This window comes from Achromobacter sp. (assembly GCF_036567245.1).
GTDB lineage: Bacteria > Pseudomonadota > Gammaproteobacteria > Burkholderiales > Burkholderiaceae_B > Achromobacter.
This window is the reverse complement of record NZ_DATCUY010000677.1, coordinates 1-14,908: the sequence shown is the minus strand read 5'-3', so window position 1 is coordinate 14,908 and position 14,908 is coordinate 1. Positions and strand designations below refer to the sequence as shown.

At 64.8% G+C, this 14,908-nt stretch carries 15 protein-coding genes; 11 read left to right on the top strand and 4 right to left on the bottom strand.

The genetic code is table 11. The annotated features are described in order from the left end of the window. Positions 1-142 precede the first annotated feature (142 nt). On the top strand, positions 143-1,132 hold the full coding sequence (locus tag VIR09_RS28950; protein WP_332016003.1) for a hypothetical protein: 990 nt from the start codon (positions 143-145) through the stop codon (positions 1,130-1,132). Between the two features lie 63 nt (positions 1,133-1,195). Here VIR09_RS28950 and VIR09_RS28945 read toward each other — a convergent pair whose 3' ends face one another. Beyond that, positions 1,196-2,362 (bottom strand): mandelate racemase/muconate lactonizing enzyme family protein, encoded by a 1,167-nt coding sequence (locus VIR09_RS28945; RefSeq protein WP_332016002.1) that lies wholly within the window; start codon positions 2,360-2,362, stop codon positions 1,196-1,198. Positions 2,363-2,443: 81 nt separating this feature from the next. On the opposite strand from VIR09_RS28945, the gene VIR09_RS28940 reads away from it, so the two are divergent. The 5 genes from VIR09_RS28940 to VIR09_RS28920 are packed head-to-tail and all read left to right on the top strand — an operon-like array spanning position 2,444 to position 7,511. Beyond that, positions 2,444-3,211, top strand: a complete 768-nt coding sequence (locus VIR09_RS28940) for an ABC transporter permease (RefSeq protein WP_332016001.1) — start codon at positions 2,444-2,446, stop codon at positions 3,209-3,211. 29 nt (positions 3,212-3,240) lie between these two features. Further along, positions 3,241-4,098 carry an ABC transporter ATP-binding protein gene (locus tag VIR09_RS28935; RefSeq protein ID WP_332016000.1) on the top strand — a complete coding sequence of 286 codons (858 nt, stop codon included), beginning with the start codon at positions 3,241-3,243 and terminating at the stop codon, positions 4,096-4,098. A 34-nt stretch (positions 4,099-4,132) separates the two neighbouring features. Further along, complete coding sequence (locus VIR09_RS28930) at positions 4,133-5,131, top strand: ABC transporter substrate-binding protein (protein ID WP_332015999.1); 999 nt, start codon at positions 4,133-4,135, stop codon at positions 5,129-5,131. Continuing rightward, positions 5,128-6,795: a GMC family oxidoreductase gene (locus VIR09_RS28925; RefSeq protein WP_332015998.1), complete on the top strand. Its 1,668-nt coding sequence runs from the start codon at positions 5,128-5,130 to the stop codon at positions 6,793-6,795. The genes VIR09_RS28930 and VIR09_RS28925 overlap by 4 nt, the downstream gene beginning before the upstream one ends. Then, positions 6,792-7,511, top strand: coding sequence for a GntR family transcriptional regulator (locus tag VIR09_RS28920; protein ID WP_332015997.1), 720 nt, complete (start codon positions 6,792-6,794; stop codon positions 7,509-7,511). Before VIR09_RS28925 ends, VIR09_RS28920 begins: the two co-directional genes overlap by 4 nt. A gap of 60 nt (positions 7,512-7,571) precedes the next feature. On the opposite strand, the gene VIR09_RS28915 is transcribed toward VIR09_RS28920, so the two are convergent. Further along, positions 7,572-8,369, bottom strand: a complete 798-nt coding sequence (locus VIR09_RS28915; protein WP_332015996.1) for an aminoglycoside adenylyltransferase family protein — start codon at positions 8,367-8,369, stop codon at positions 7,572-7,574. Between the two features lie 191 nt (positions 8,370-8,560). Here VIR09_RS28915 and VIR09_RS28910 point away from each other — a divergent pair, with 191 nt between their 5' ends. From VIR09_RS28910 to VIR09_RS28890, 5 genes are all read left to right on the top strand, one after another. Further along, complete coding sequence (locus VIR09_RS28910) at positions 8,561-9,118, top strand: hypothetical protein (RefSeq protein WP_332015995.1); 558 nt, start codon at positions 8,561-8,563, stop codon at positions 9,116-9,118. 23 nt (positions 9,119-9,141) lie between these two features. After that, entirely contained in the window at positions 9,142-10,155 is a 1,014-nt protein-coding gene (locus VIR09_RS28905) for a hypothetical protein (protein ID WP_332015994.1), read from the top strand. Positions 10,156-10,208: 53 nt separating this feature from the next. Further along, positions 10,209-11,417, top strand: coding sequence for a hypothetical protein (locus tag VIR09_RS28900; protein WP_332015993.1), 1,209 nt, complete (start codon positions 10,209-10,211; stop codon positions 11,415-11,417). A 91-nt stretch (positions 11,418-11,508) separates the two neighbouring features. Further along, on the top strand, positions 11,509-11,925 hold the full coding sequence (locus VIR09_RS28895; protein ID WP_332015992.1) for a VOC family protein: 417 nt from the start codon (positions 11,509-11,511) through the stop codon (positions 11,923-11,925). Positions 11,926-12,009: 84 nt separating this feature from the next. Next, positions 12,010-12,357, top strand: a complete 348-nt coding sequence (locus VIR09_RS28890) for a hypothetical protein (protein ID WP_332015991.1) — start codon at positions 12,010-12,012, stop codon at positions 12,355-12,357. Between the two features lie 185 nt (positions 12,358-12,542). Here VIR09_RS28890 and VIR09_RS28885 read toward each other — a convergent pair whose 3' ends face one another. Then, entirely contained in the window at positions 12,543-14,165 is a 1,623-nt protein-coding gene (locus tag VIR09_RS28885; protein ID WP_332015990.1) for an NAD(P)/FAD-dependent oxidoreductase, read from the bottom strand. Positions 14,166-14,258: 93 nt separating this feature from the next. Continuing rightward, positions 14,259-14,908 (bottom strand): GlxA family transcriptional regulator (locus tag VIR09_RS28880; RefSeq protein WP_332015989.1); only part of this gene is annotated, 650 nt, incomplete at its 5' end.

The following is a 14,908-nucleotide window of genomic DNA, read 5'->3' as shown; positions in this document are numbered from 1 at the left end:
CTTAAAGGCTCTTGCACTGTGCTTGATGGCTGGATGGGGAACTTCGGCCGCGGCACAAGACAGCACGCAGACCCTGCAGCAAGCCTTGAGGCAGATACCGCAGGCGGTGCTTACGGCCCCTGAAGCGATGCAGGTGTTCTTCATGGACGTGCAAGCCTGGCGGGGATTGGAGCAGGCCGGGCCGTCGGCTGATGGCATGCGCAGACTGGGCATTGCGCAGTCGATCAGTCCGCTTCAATCCATCGGCTATGGCCTGGATCCATGGTCCGATAGCGCAAAAGTCCGCTTCGATGAGCTGTCCTATTTCGCCGGATTTGGTCAGGCGCCCGGCAACGTTGCGTATTGGGGGTTGAAGGACAGGCAGGCCGCGGACAAGTTGGTGGATCGCCTGAAGCAGGCTGGTTTCGCTGCGGTGAATGGCGATGTCGCGGGCCTGATCGCCAATGGCGAGGCCAACAAGCCTGATATGACCAAAGCCAACGGACGCGACCCGTGGAGAGGCACGATGGGCAGCGCAAGCTTCGTTCTGCCGCTGGATGCGGCCTTGGTGCAAGCGTCCGCGCCAACGGGAATGAAAATGCTGGGCCAACCCAAACCGTCCGTTGCGGACAGTGAAATCGTTGCTGCCTCTCTGACCGGTTTGAAGGAGGCGGTGCCTGCGGCCAACGGCCAAATCGTGCAGGCGGCGATCATATCGCCTGTGCTGGGTCTGCAGGCTGCCGATCCGAGCAAGGTCATATCTTCTTCTCCGGGCGATATGGAGACTGCGAAACAGAAGCTCAAAGCCCTGGCCGAATCGAGCGGACGCGGCATTCCGCCTTACTTCGCTGGCGTGATTGCGGACGCGCAGATCAAGAGTGTGCCTGCGGTCGTGATTTCGCTGTCCTATGCCGATTGCGCCACCGCCAAGGTGGCCGTGGACGGCGTGGCCGCCGCATGGCAGCAAAGCATGGCCAGCGCGGTGCAGGCCGAGGTTTCGGGGCGCACTGTGCAGGCTGGCAAGCTGTGCGCGGCGGTCGTGAGCGTGACGGCGCCGAAGGCGGAGAATGCCGGCAATCCGATACTGGCGCAGCTCATGAACCGCTACATGCGGCGCGAATTCACGGTCCTGCAGATCGGTTCGTCGCTCTGAACTTCCACCGCCGCCTGGGCCAGTCGCCATGCGCGGCAGGCGGCCCAGGCAAGGGAAGGGCAGTTACGGACGCAAGCCGCAGATATCGCGCAACTGCGCGATGTCTGGCTCCACTCCCAGGCCCGCCTCGTTTCCGAGGTTGGCCTCTCCTTCGACGATCCTGCCCAATGCCGGGCTGAGCGCCGCGCGCAGGGGATTCTCGTTGGCGTCGATTTCGAGCATGCCGCCGGTTTGTCCGCGTGCCGCCAGGATGTGCGCCGAGGCGAGCTGGCCGACGCCCGCGCCGAGGAAATGCGGGCAGTAGCGCAGTCCTGCCTGGTGGATCCGGTCGATGACGGGCAGGCAACCGGAAATGCCGCCCCATTTGGCCAGATCCGGCTGTACGACGTTCAGTGTCTTGCTGTTGATCATTGCCTCGAAGGCATCTGGACCGATGAGGTTCTCTCCGGCCGCGAGCGGGATGCTCGCATTTCCAGCTAGCTGCGCCCATTCCGATAGTGGGCGGTCCGCGCGCAGCGGCTCCTCCAGCCATCCTGGCGTGAACTCACTCAAGCGGCTGGCCATGCGCAGCGCGCCTTCCAGATCCCAGGCCTGGTTGGCGTCCAGCATGAGCTCGTTGCCTTGGGGCAGCCGGGCATGAACCGTCCTGACGTTTGCGAGGTCCCGCTCATCGCCGAAGCCCACCTTGAGCTTGAAGGCGCGATAGCCCTCCGCATGCTTGGCGAGCACCGTATCCTCGGGACGATCCGGGTTGATGCCGCTTGCGTAGACACGGACTACCCCTGAGGCGCCGCCCAGGAACTTCCAAAGCGGAACGCCCGCCCGGCGGGACAGCATGTCCCACAAGGCCAGGTCGATCCCGGCGATCACCTGCGAGATGGGGCCCGGCTCGCCGGACTGGATGGCAAGCACCGCGGTGCGCGCGCTCATGTGGGCATACGCCGCTACAGCCGAGGCGTAGGGCTGGCCGATGACCAGCGGCGCCACCACGGTTTCAAGCAGGCGGGCGCGGTGTTCCGCGCCGCAGGCGGGAAAGTTGCACCAGATCTCTCCCCAGCCCACCGCGCCGTCGGCGTCTTCTACCCGCACGAGCAGGGCGGGGCGGTCATGCATGGTGCCGAACGAGGTTTGTACCGGACGCTTGACGGGCCAGCGCAGGACGTAGGCCTCGACGCGCGCCAGCGTGAAAGGCCCGACGGCCCGGGACTGTTTGGCATTAGGGTTTGTCATGGCTTTAAGATGTTAAGTGCTGGTCTATAGTATGTTTAGCACTTAAGGATTGCAACTCAGGTCTAACCCTCTATACACACCATGCGCCTTCCGTCCTTCATCTCGCGTCCGCTGCTCATCGCGGCGCCCTGGCTATGCATCCTCGCGCTGTGGCTGGCGGTACGCGCCAGCGGGCTCGTCAGTCCCGCCCTGGTGCCTTCGCCTGCTGCGGTCATCGAAAAGTTCATCGAGCTCTCCAAGGATCGCCTGTGGCTGGACATCTGGATGTCGGCGCGCCGCGTCTTTACCGGGGTCGCGTTGGGCATCCTCGCCGCGGTGCCGGTGGGCTTTTGCCTGGGCTGGTATCGCGGGCTGCGGGTCTTTATCGATCCCGTCATCAACTTCTTCCGCGCGCTTCCACCGATCGCGCTGATTCCGCTGGTGATCGTCTACTTCGGGATCGGCGAATCGGCCAAGACCGTGATCCTGTTCTACGCCTCGTTCTTTGCCGGCGTCATCGTGATGTATGAAGGAATTGCGCAGATCAGCCCGATCTTCGTGCGCGTCGCCCGGACGCTGGGCGCCAATGACCTGGAGATCTTCGCCAAGGTCATCGTCCCGCTTACCGTGCCGCACATCCTGACGGCCATCCGGGTGGCGCTGGGCGTGGCCTGGGCCACGCTGGTGGCGTCTGAACTCATCGCGGCCCAGCAGGGGCTGGGGGCGCTCATCCAGAATGCGTCTTCGTTTTTCCAGCTGGACGTGATTTATGTCGGGATCATCTGCATCGGCCTCATCGCCATGCTGATGGACCTGGCCCTGAGGGCCGCAAGCCGGCGCCTGGTCGCGTGGCAAGACCGCATCGCCTGAGACCGTCCCGGACATCCAAGACCATGACCATGAGCACCCAACTGCGCAGCGTGGATACCGCCACGCCGAAGCCGTCCCAGGAACCGAAAGTCAGGATCCGGTTCGATAACGTCACGGTGGATTTTCCCACCGCCACCGGTCCGATGAGGGTGGTGGACGGCGTGACCCTGGACATCCGGGAGGGCGAGTTCGTGTCCATCATCGGCCCGTCGGGCTGCGGCAAGACGACCTTGATGAATATCGTGGGCGGATTCGTGCAGCCTACCACTGGCGCCGTGACGCTGGATGGGCAGCCCGTCACGGCTCCCGGGCCGGACCGGGGCGTGATCTTCCAGGAATACGGCGTGTTCCCGTGGCTCACGGTCCGCGGCAACATCGAATTTGGAATGAAGCTCGCGGCCAACAAGGTCAGCGCGCGGGAACGCGGCGAGATCTGCCAGCGCTATATGAAGCTGATGGGCCTGACCGACTTCGCCGATCACTTTCCCAAGCACCTGTCCGGCGGCATGCGGCAGCGGCTGGCGATTGCACGCGCCTACGCCGTCAAACCGCAGTTCCTGCTGATGGACGAACCCTTTGGCGCGCTGGATGCGCAGACCCGGACTGCCATGCAGGACCTCCTGCTCGAGGTGCTGCAGACCGAAGGCAAGACGGTAATGCTGATCACCCATTCGGTGGAGGAAGCCATCTACCTGTCGTCAAAGATCGTCGTGGTCACTGCCCGGCCTTCAAAGGTCCGCAAGGTGATAGAGGTGCCTTTCGGCTACCCCCGTTCGGAGCGGGTCCACGAGGACCCGCGCTTTGTCGAGTTGAGCCGCGAGATCCGGGCGCTGGTCATGTTCGAGTACGAAGCGCAGGCCCGCCAATCCGTCCGACCGACCGATTGAGCCCGCGTCAGCAGCCCCACAACAAGGAGACTCCATGAAGCTCGACCGCAGAACCATACTCAAGGCCGGCGTAGCCGCGTCCATCGCAGCAATCGCGGCGCCCGCCATTGGCCAGGCACGCAAGAAGCTGCGCGTGGGTTACCTGCATACACCCGCCGTCGACGGACACTTGTGGCTGGGCCTGCAGATGGGCAGCTACGCCAAGCATGGCCTGGAACTGGAGCCCATCGTCTTTACCACGGGCCTCGAGATCTTCCAGGCCATGATAGGCGGCAGCCTTGACGTGCTGGCCACCGGCGCAGTCGTTTCGAATTTCCCCGCCCGCGGCCAGGGCAAGGTCTTTCTTGTGAACGACATCGAGTACGGCACCGCCCAGCTCTGGGTCCGCGACGAGTCGATCAAGACCGTGGCCGACCTGAAGGGCAAGCAGATCTCCACGACCACGGGCACGACCGCCCATGTGTTCCTGGACCGGGCCTTGCGCGCGGCCAAGCTCGACCCGGGCAAGGACGTGCAGATCGTCAACCAGCGCATGGCCGATGCCGTGACCTCGTTTGTATCCGGGGCGGTCAGCGCCGTCGCGCTCTGGGTCCCGTTCGACACGATCGTCAGGTCCAAGGTCACCCAGGCACGCATGCTGATCGACGCATCCGCGTTCTATCCGGAGGCGGCGATCATGGGCGGATGGGCGGCCAGGAACGACTTCTACGAGACCCAAAAACCAGCCATCCTCAGTCTCATCGCCGCCTGGGGCGAGGCCAACGACGCCATTGTGAAAGCCCCGGAATCGGCCATGGAAACGCTGCAGAAGTCCCAATACAAGGATGTGCCGCTTGCCGAGTTCAAGGCGCAGTTCAAGCAGGCCAAGTACTTTTCCACGGCCGAGTGGCGCACCAAGTATGAGGATGGCTCCGTGACCCGCTGGCTGCAGCAAGTGACAGACTTCTTCGCGCAGGCCGGGAATATTCCGAATCCCGTTCCCGCGTCGCGCTACTTCGATCCTTCGGCCTATCTCGAGGCGATCAAGGCATGAGCATTGCGGCTGGCACGGGCTTTGATTACATCGTCATCGGCGGCGGCTCCGCCGGATGCGTGTTGGCCAATCGGCTCAGCCGCGATCCTGCCGTGCGCGTGCTGCTGCTGGAGGCGGGCGCGGCGGCGCACAACTTCTGGCTCAAGCTGCCGGTGGGCTACTTCAAGACCATCTACGATCCGCGGTTTTCCCGGCTGTTCCCGGTCGAGGCCCAGGCCGAGACCGGCAATCGCACCATCCTGTGGCCGCGCGGGAAAGCGCTGGGCGGTTCAAGCGTCATCAACGGTTTGTTGTATATCCGTGGGCAGCATGAGGACTACGATGATTGGGCCGATCTCGGCGCGACCGGCTGGGGCTATCGGGACGTACTGCCGTACTTCAAGAAATCCGAGCGCTACGACGCAGGAGAATCCGAGTACCACGGGGCTTCGGGTGAACTCCGTGTCTCCAACCTGCGCAATGAACATCCTTACACGGCTGCGTGGGTGGAAGCAGCGGTCGAGTCCGGTTGCCGGAAAAATGACGACTTCAACGGCGCGGAATCCGAGGGAGTCGGCCCCTACCAGCTGACGCTCGGCAGCCGTTGGCGTTGCGATGCCGCGACCGCCTTCCTGAACCCGGCCCGGTCACGGCCGAACCTGGTGATCGAGACCGGGGCCCATGTCACGCGCATCCTGATCGAGGGCGGCCGGGCGCTAGGCGCGGAATGGGTGCAGGATGGCCAACTGAAGCGGGCGATGGCGGACGCCGAGGTGGTGCTTGCCGCCGGCGCGCTGCAATCGCCCCAGGTGTTGCAGCTCTCCGGTGTGGGCGATGCGGCGCTGCTTGCCAGGCACGGCATCGCCGTCGCGGCGCATTCGCCGGAAGTCGGCCGCAACCTGCAGGACCATTACCAGGCGCGCGTCATCGTTAAATTGAAGCAGCGCATGTCGCTCAACGACGCGGTACGCAATCCGTTCAGTCTCGCCGGGATGGGGGCGCAGTGGCTGTTCCAGGGCAGGGGACCGCTTACGGTGGGCGCGGGCCAGGTGGGCGGGCTGGCGGCGACCGAGCACGCGGTGGACGGCCGGGCGGACATACTCTTCAATGTCATGCCGCTGTCGGTCGACAAACCGGGCGACCCGCTGCATCGGTTTTCTGGATTCTCCGCGTCGGCGACGCAATGCCGGCCCGATTCGCGCGGAAGTGTGGAGATCGTGGGCACGGATCCCTTGGCATCGCCGCGTATCATTTCGAACTACCTGACCGAGCCACGCGATGCGAAGGTCCTGGTCGCGGGGTTGCGCATGTTGCGCGATATCTACGCGCAGCCATCGTTCCGCGACCTGGTGACCGGCGACGAATACCTGCCGGGGAACGACGTGGCGACTGCCGCCGCCTTGGAGCAATTCGCCCGCAACAAGGGCGGCACGGTGTTCCATCCTGTCGGCACCTGCCGCATGGGCGGCGACGCTGGATCGGTGGTCGACGCGCGCTTGCGCGTTCGCGGGATAGAGCGCCTGCGGGTCGTCGACGCTTCGGTCATGCCCCGCATGGTGTCGACGAACACCAACGCCGCCGCCATCATGATCGGCGAGAAGGGCGCCGCGCTGATCCTGGAGGACGCGCGCGGCGCTGGCCGGCCGCAAGCGCGTGATATAGTCGCGGACACTTTGACGCCATGATTCTCGACACCGCCCAAGCCCCTCTGTACGTTCAACTTTCGGATCTGTTCCGGCAGCGGATCCTGAAGGGCGTGTGGAAGAACGGTGACAAATTGCCCTCGCTCGACGCGTTGGCCGAGGAGTTCCACGTGGCCAAGGTCACGGTGCGCCAGGCAATCGACAGGCTCACCCGCGACGGCTTGCTTTCACCGCAGCGGGGGCGCGGCACCTTCGTGACCGGGGAGCCCCAGGACAACCGTTGGTTCCGTGTCGAGACCACGCTCGAGAACCTGTCCAGCGTCTATCGGGATACGCACCCGACCATACTCAACATCGACGAGTCGACGCGCACGCCCTTGCTGAACGAGTCCGACGGCGTCGCCGCGGAGAAGTATGTCTTCATGCGGCGGATCCATACGCGCAACGGGCAGCCGTATTGCGTCATCAATATCTACCTGGATGCCGCGATCTTCGCAAAGCACCCCACGCGTTTCCGCAAGGAAACCGTCATCCCTATTCTGATGGGCATGTCCTCGGTGGATATCGTCTCCGCCCGCCAGGTGCTGACCATTTCGACGGCCGACGTCGAGGTGGCGCGGCATCTGGGCATCAATGTGAATGCGCCCGTGGCGGAAGTCCGGCGCGTGTTCACCGGACCGGAGCGCCGCGTCATCTACCTGGGCGAAGTGACGTATCGCGGCGATTTCGTGCGCATGGAAATCGACCTGAAACCGTGATGACGGAGAGGCTGCCCGTTGTGTCTACGCAGACAAGCCTGTCGTGCACCTGTCCCAGGTTTATCGGACGCCGGCCAGTCCCTCAATAGCGGCACGGGCGTGGCTGATGAACGCCGCGGTTTCGGCCTGATGCCGTTGCGCCAGATCGTCTTCCTCTTGCCCCAGATAGATCGCCCGCGCCTTGCCGAGGACGGCTCGATAGGGGGGCTCCAACCTTTCCAGCAGCCACGTCGCCGCCAGTTCCTTGGAGGCGATGTCGCCAGATACGGCCGTGTACCAGATGCGCGCCAGCGCGAGGATGATGTGTTTTTCATCGCCGGCCCAGTCTTCGGGTGAGTTCCACTGCGCGACGGTGTCGAGCAGCGCGCGTCTCAGGTCCTCGCGAGGCACGGCCTCGAATACCTGGTCGGCCTGCGGGCCGATGATGGAGATGCTGTGACCACGGGCCTTGGTGAGCAGGATGGCCAGGTCGGGGTCCGTCATGGGCGGTTCGATGACGCCCGCTTCCAGATCGGCACGCAGCCATTCGCCGAACTGGAGTTCGCGCCTGGCCGGGTGGCGCCAGGGCACGATGTGTTCACGCGCCAGTACGGTGACTTCCAGCGCGCGCAAGCTGGGCGAAGAGCCCGGCGAGGCGGATATGGTCAACAAGGCCATGGCCAGCGCGCGCAGCGCAGCCTCGCCGGGCGGCTGGGCCACGGTGACGAGCAGGTCGATATCGCTGTGGGGTTGCAGCCCGCCGTCCACGGCGGAGCCGAACAGGTGGATGGCGACGATGTCGGCGCCCAGGTGCCGTTCGATGAGGTGTCTGGCCGCGGCGACCTGTGAGGCGATGGCGGGAGTAATGAGAGGGAGCATGCATCGATAGTAGCCAAGATTGCAGGCAGCCGGCAGGGCGGAGGCGCACAGTCCGTGGCCGCGGGACCGGCACTGGTACTATGCCGGCGCAAGGTCCAAGTCCCGAGTCGGATGACCTCCACAAGTCCAAGGCAGGCACTCAGATGATCCGTTTACTGTTCCGAGCAGGCGCCCTGGCCGCAGGCGTTCTGATGGCAATGGCCAGCCAGGCGCAATCGTTTGCGCCTGCCCCCAATGTCGGAGGCTGGCGCCAGGTGTCGGACAGCCAGTTCGGCCGGCAATTCCATTTCTCGATGCTGCCCAGCGTGGCGGCCATCGGCAGCAACTGGGCGGTCTACGACTCCCGCGCGGGGAAGGTGGTGTGCTGCCTGGTGGTGGAAGGGCCGGAGGTTTCAGAGGAGCAGCTGGGTAGCGTCTATGACATTCCGGGCCCTTGGATCACCGATCTGACCAATGGCTGGAACCTGGACGCGGCGCCTTACCGGCCGCGCGTGCAGTTGCTGCGGGTCGACGGGGAGTTGCGCGACTACGAGTTCGCCGATGTCGGCGACGGGGTCGGCGGACTGCTGGTGCCCGACCATGCCGATGCGGCCGCAGCACGCACGCTGGAGATCGATGGTCAGCGCTATGCCGTGGAGCGCAAGGATACGGCGCTCGCCGACGATGATGGCGGCGTTTACACGTATAGCCTGCGCCCAGCCAATGGCGGCGCGCCGCTGAAGATCGAGGTTCCCATCGGAACCTATTGAGCAAGGGAGGCAGCGATCAGCGCATGAACCAGACCCTGCAAGTCGAGGACGCCCCGCTTACTGACGACGACATCCTGCTGCTGCGCAAATGCAGCCGCGGGAGACTGCTGATGGCCGGGTTCGGCGTCTTCGTGGTGCTGCTGCTGGCGCTTGCCGTGTTGACCTTTATCGCGCTTGGCCTGTCCGAGTGGCGCACGCTGGACTTCGGCGTGGGCGCGATACTGCTGGCGGCCATCACCGTGATGGGAGCGCTGGCGGTATTTTTCGGGCGCAAGCTGCTGCGCATTCCGCGAGGCTGGCGCAGCCTTGACCGGGCGCTCAAGGGACGGTTGGCCAAGCAGATCGTATCAGGCCGGCTGACCTCATTCGGTCCGGGCGGCTCGACGCCGGGCGTGTGCTACGGATTCGGTGAGCAGCGCGTGGAGGCAGCCTTGCCGTTCTGGAACGAGATCGCCAGCGACACCCGCAGCGGGCACGGGCCGGCGACGGCCGTGGGCTTGACGGATCTGCCCGTGCGCCTGCACCTGCTGACCTTGCAGCCAGACGCGCCTGCCGTGCTGTTGCGGGCGGAGTACCCCATGAGCGCGGAGTCCCTGGTCGCCGTGGAGGAGATCAGCGACGCCGACCGCGCCGCCGTGCGCCGGGAAGAGTTGGACGCGCGCAAGTTCATGCTCATATTTGCCCTGGTGCCGCTGGTGGGAGGGTTGTTTCTGCCGCCGCTGCTGTTCGTGGCCGCGATCTTCGCGATCCTGGCGATGTTGTTCGGCATGCGCAGCCGCAAATTGAAGCGAGGGATCTACAAGCATGGGGTGCGGGGCGTGGTCGAAGAGGCCGTGGTTTACCGGCTGCGCAGTCCCAATTCATCGATCGTCTCGCTGGTCCACAACTACCGTATCGGCGGCGTGATGTATCGGGTCGAGTACCTGGGCGACGTGGTTGAACCGGGCAGGCGCGTCGAGTTCGAGTTCCTGGATGCCGGCCTGAAGGGGCAAACCGGTTTGTTCTTCCGCGTGGACGGCGAGCCTGCGCAGGCGTAAATGCAACGGCGGGATTGCCATCAGTGGATTCCGCCAAGCAAAAGGAGAGTAGTGTGTCCGTACCCATAGACGTGTCCGGCGAGCCCGCAGGCTCGGTGAGCGAGGCAGGGCATTATCAGGTGAACCTGACCGCGGCGGGCAGCCACGTCTTCGCACGCGAAGCAGGGCGCGGCAATCTGATCATCGGCCCGGCCAGCATGGGCAAGAAGGCTGATCTGCACGTGGCTGGCGACGAGGCCATCAACTGGGCTGCATTTGAACCGTTCTCCACGCCTGCCGGCTCGCCGTGGCCGCGGCATATCGATTATTACGGCAACGACAGCGGTTTCTTCGGCTGGTCGCAGGATCGTGAAATCGAGCAGTTCAGCTGGGCGCCGGCATACTCAGGCAGGCGCGCCATCGACGCAGGCGCGGCAAGAATCGAGACGCTGCGCATCCGGCTGGACCAGGTGTCGGGGCATCTTGAAGCCAGGTTGCCTCAGATCCGTGACCTGGAGCTGTTTGGCGACCTGACGCGCGTTGCCGTGGCGGGCGAACTGCCCGACATGTTGTTGCTGCGGCCGGCGCTGGGGCGCCGGACTGGCGCGGCGCCTTACGCCTTGCCCGACCTCGGCCCGCTGCAGGAAGTGCGCGCGCTGGCGCTGCACGGCGCGCCGCTGGGGCAGCCCATTTCGCTGCAGGGAATCGATCGCTTTCCGGCGTTGGAGAGTCTGTCGCTCTGGGGCAGCTTCAGCGGCTGGGAGGCGCTTGCCCGCCTGCCGCGCCTGACGAGTCTGGAGATCCGGTTCACGCCCGATCTGGACGGCTTGCCGGAACTGGCCAGTTGGCCCGCGCTGGATAGGTTCATCGCCTACAACGTCGACGAAGCCGCAGGCAAGCGCTTGAAGGCGCAGATGAAGGCGCGGGAGAAGGTCCGCGCATGGGGCGGTTACAACTCCGTCTCCCAACTGCGCAAGCGGGAGTGGTGGCAAAGCGAATACGGCCGGCCATTCTCGGGCTGGAACAGCCGCATGGCGAAGTCGGCGAATACCGCCTACGACACGGCCCGGTCGGCGCTGGAAAGCGCAAGCAATGCCGCCGAGGTGCAAGCCGCAATCTCCGCCTTTGCCCGCCACTTCAACGGCATGAAGGGGATCGAGACCGCGGAGCGCGAAGACATAGGCGAGGCGGTGTGGCAGTTCAGCCAGCTTGCTCAGGTCGAACGGCTGGGTATAAGCGAAGCGCAGACGCAGCGCTGGTTCGACGAGGCGAGGGACTACTGAGACTTTGCTTCCCGCCCCGCGCCGCGGCCGGCGGGCGTGGATTGCTTCGCACAGGCTATTCTGGCAGTCGAACTCATTTTCGGAGCATCTCATGGAACCAAGAATCACGGTCATCACGCTGGGCGTCGATGATCTGGAACGATCGGTGGCTTTCTATCGCGATGGGCTGGGGCTGTCGACCGAGGGCATCATCGGCAAGGAGTTCGAACACGGCGCGGTCGCGTTCTTCGACCTGCAGAATGGCGTGAAACTTGCCGTCTGGCCGCGCGCGAGCATGGCTGCCGACACGGGCATTGCGTTGCGACCGGGCGGCTCTCTGGAATTCACATTGGGACACAATGTGCGTTCCAAGGGCGAGGTGGACGCGGTGATGCTGCAGGCCAGCGGCGCGGGCGCCAGCGTGGTCAAAGCGGCGGGCGACACCTTCTATGGCGGCTACGCGGGCTACTTCATGGATCCGGACGGACATTTGTGGGAAGTGGTCTACAACCCTCAGATGCTGCCTTAGGAATAGTTGCGTATCGCTCTGTTACGGTGGTGCGAGGCCGCTTCCTTTAAGCTGCGCCGGTCTCAATTGTGATGGAGCTGGCGCATGTTCAAGCCCTTGATTTCCGTGGCGTCGATGATTGCATTGCTGGGGGCGGGTGGCATGGTCCGGGCCCAGGACCTGATCCTGCCTTCCATTCCCGAAGCGACGGATGCGATCGTCGACATGCTGGCGGACACGGGCATGCCCCGGCCGTCCAAGGTCAAACTGGGAACCTGCATTCCGGCGGTCGATGCCACGTATCCGGGCCAGGTCGCCTGCACGGTCGCGGTGACCTTGGGGGCCGCGGTCAGCGAGAACCAAATGGACTTCTACAAGCAGGACGGCAAGTGGAAAGCGCAGCCCAGCGTTTCCCAGGATAAGCTGCCGTTTCCTGATCCCAAGCTGGATTGAGAACGACCTCCGGCGTAGACCCATGTCGTGATCGAGGAAGTGGACACGGAAAAATTGGGGCTTCGCCGGGCACACGATAGCGGCGATCCGGGAGGGGCGGGGGCGTTGCCGGACGTCGATCCGCAGAGCGGCCGCTAGGAGGCCGGCCACCGGCCGCGGCGTTGAGGTGTGCTGTGATGCGTGCGTCAGGCGGCCTGGCGCTGCCGGCTCATGATGCTCGTGGCCACCGCCTCGGCGATCTTGATGCCGTCCACGCCCGCCGACAGGATCCCTCCGGCATAGCCCGCGCCTTCGCCCGCCGGGAACAAACCCTCGGTGTTGATGCTTTGCAAGGTTTCGTTGTCGCGCTTGATGCGTATCGGCGATGAAGTGCGGGTTTCGACGCCCGTGAGCACGGCGTCGTGCATGCCGAAACCCTTGATGGTCTTGTCGAAGACCGGCAGCGCCTCGCGGATGGCGGTGATGGCGAACTCGGGCAGGGCGGTCGCCAGGTCGGTGAGATGCACGCCCGGCGTGTAAGACGGCAGCACGGAGCCGAATTCGGTCGAGGCCTTGCCCGCGATGAAATCGCCGACCAGCTGACCCGGCGCGCTGTAGTCGCGGCCGCCCAGTTCGAATGCCTGGGATTCCCATTGGCGCTGGAAATCCACGCCCGCCAGCACATGCTCGGGATAATCGACTTCGGGCGAGATGCCGACCACGATGCCCGCGTTGGCGTTGCGTTCGTTGCGCGAGTACTGGCTCATGCCGTTGGTGACCACGCGGTTGGGTTCGGATGTGGCGGCCACCACGGTGCCGCCCGGACACATACAGAAGCTGTACACCGAGCGTCCATTATTGGCGTGATGCACCAGCTTGTAATCCGCCGCTCCCAGGATCGGATGGCCGGCGTTGGGGCCGAAGCGGGCTTTGTCGATCAGCGATTGCGGATGCTCGATGCGGAAACCGATAGAGAACGGCTTGGCCTCCATGAACACGCCCTGGTCATGCAGCATCTGGAAGGTGTCGCGCGCGCTGTGGCCGATGGCCAGCACGACGTGGTCGGCCTCGATATGCTCGCCGCTGGCCAAGGTTACGCCGGTAATCCGGCCATTTTCCCGGTGCAGCGTTTCGGCCTTGCTGGAGAACCGGACCTCGCCGCCCAGCTTGGTGATGGTGTCGCGCATGACTTCGACCATGCCGACCAGGCGGAACGTGCCGATGTGCGGCTTGCTCACGTACAGGATCTCTTCCGGCGCGCCGGCCAGCACGAATTCCTTGAGCACTTTTTCGCCGTAGTGCTTGGGGTCCTTGATCTGGCTGTACAGCTTGCCGTCGGAGAACGTGCCGGCGCCGCCTTCGCCGAACTGCACGTTCGATTCCGGGTTCAGCACCCGCTTGCGCCACAGGCCCCAGGTGTCCTTGGTGCGCTCGCGCACCGCCTTGCCGCGTTCTAGGATGATGGGCTTGAAACCCATCTGCGCCAGGACCAATCCGGCAAACAGGCCACAGGGGCCGGTGCCGATGACGATGGGGCGCTTGTCCAGGTTGGCGGGCGCCTGGGCGACGAATTTGTATTCGGTATCTGGCGTGGGCTTGACGTTGCGGTCGTCGTGAAAGCGCTGGAGCAGCGCCGCTTCGTTTGCGACGTCGATATCCAGCGTGTAGATCAGCAGGATGTTGTGTTTCTTGCGCGCGTCGTAGCTGCGAGATGCCACGGTGTGGCTGCGCAGGTCGCTGGCCGGAACGCCTAGTTTCTTGAGAATCGCGGCAGGCAATTCTTCGGGCGTGTGATTCAACGGCAGCTTGATTTCAGACAGTCGCAACATGCAGGGATCCAGACAAAACGGGCGAGCACAACGTCGCCAAACGCGGATTGTACTGGACCGCAGGCAGGCGGCGGGGGAGCAATTGGCGCCGGCTCAGGGGGCTGGCGGGCCGGCCCGCGCGTCGCGCCGCACGGACTGAGGCGGCATGCCGAAGCCGCGCAGGAAGGCCTCGCGCAGGTGGCGCCGGTCGCGGAAACCGGTCTCCCTGGCCACCACTTCCAGCGGGTGGCGGCTGCTTTCTATCATGAGGCGCGCGGCCTCCAGCCGCAGTCCCTCGATGGCTTTTGCGGGCGACTGGCCGGTTTCGGCCGTGAACACGCGGCTGAACTGACGCGGACTCAGGCTGGCGGCCTGGGCCAGATCCTCCACGCTCAGGGGCTGGGCGAGGTTGCGGCGGGCATGTTCCAGCGCTTGCTGGATGCGATCGGATTTGGGCGCAAGCCTGAGCATTTCCGAGTGCTGCGATTGGCCGCCCGAACGGCGCTGGTGCATGACCAGGCGGTGCGCCACCGAGCGCGCGATGTCGGCGCCCAGGTCCTTTTCCACCAGCGCCAGCGCCAGGTCCATTTCCGCCGTCATGCCGGCGGAGGTCCAAGCCGGCCCGTCGGCGATGTAGATGCGGTCGGCCTCGACCTGCACGCGCGGGTGGCGCTGTTGCAAGGCGTCGGCCCAATGCCAGTGCGTGGTGGCGCGCCGCCCGTCCAGCAGGCCGGCGTCGGCCAGCAGGAAGGCGCCGGTGCACA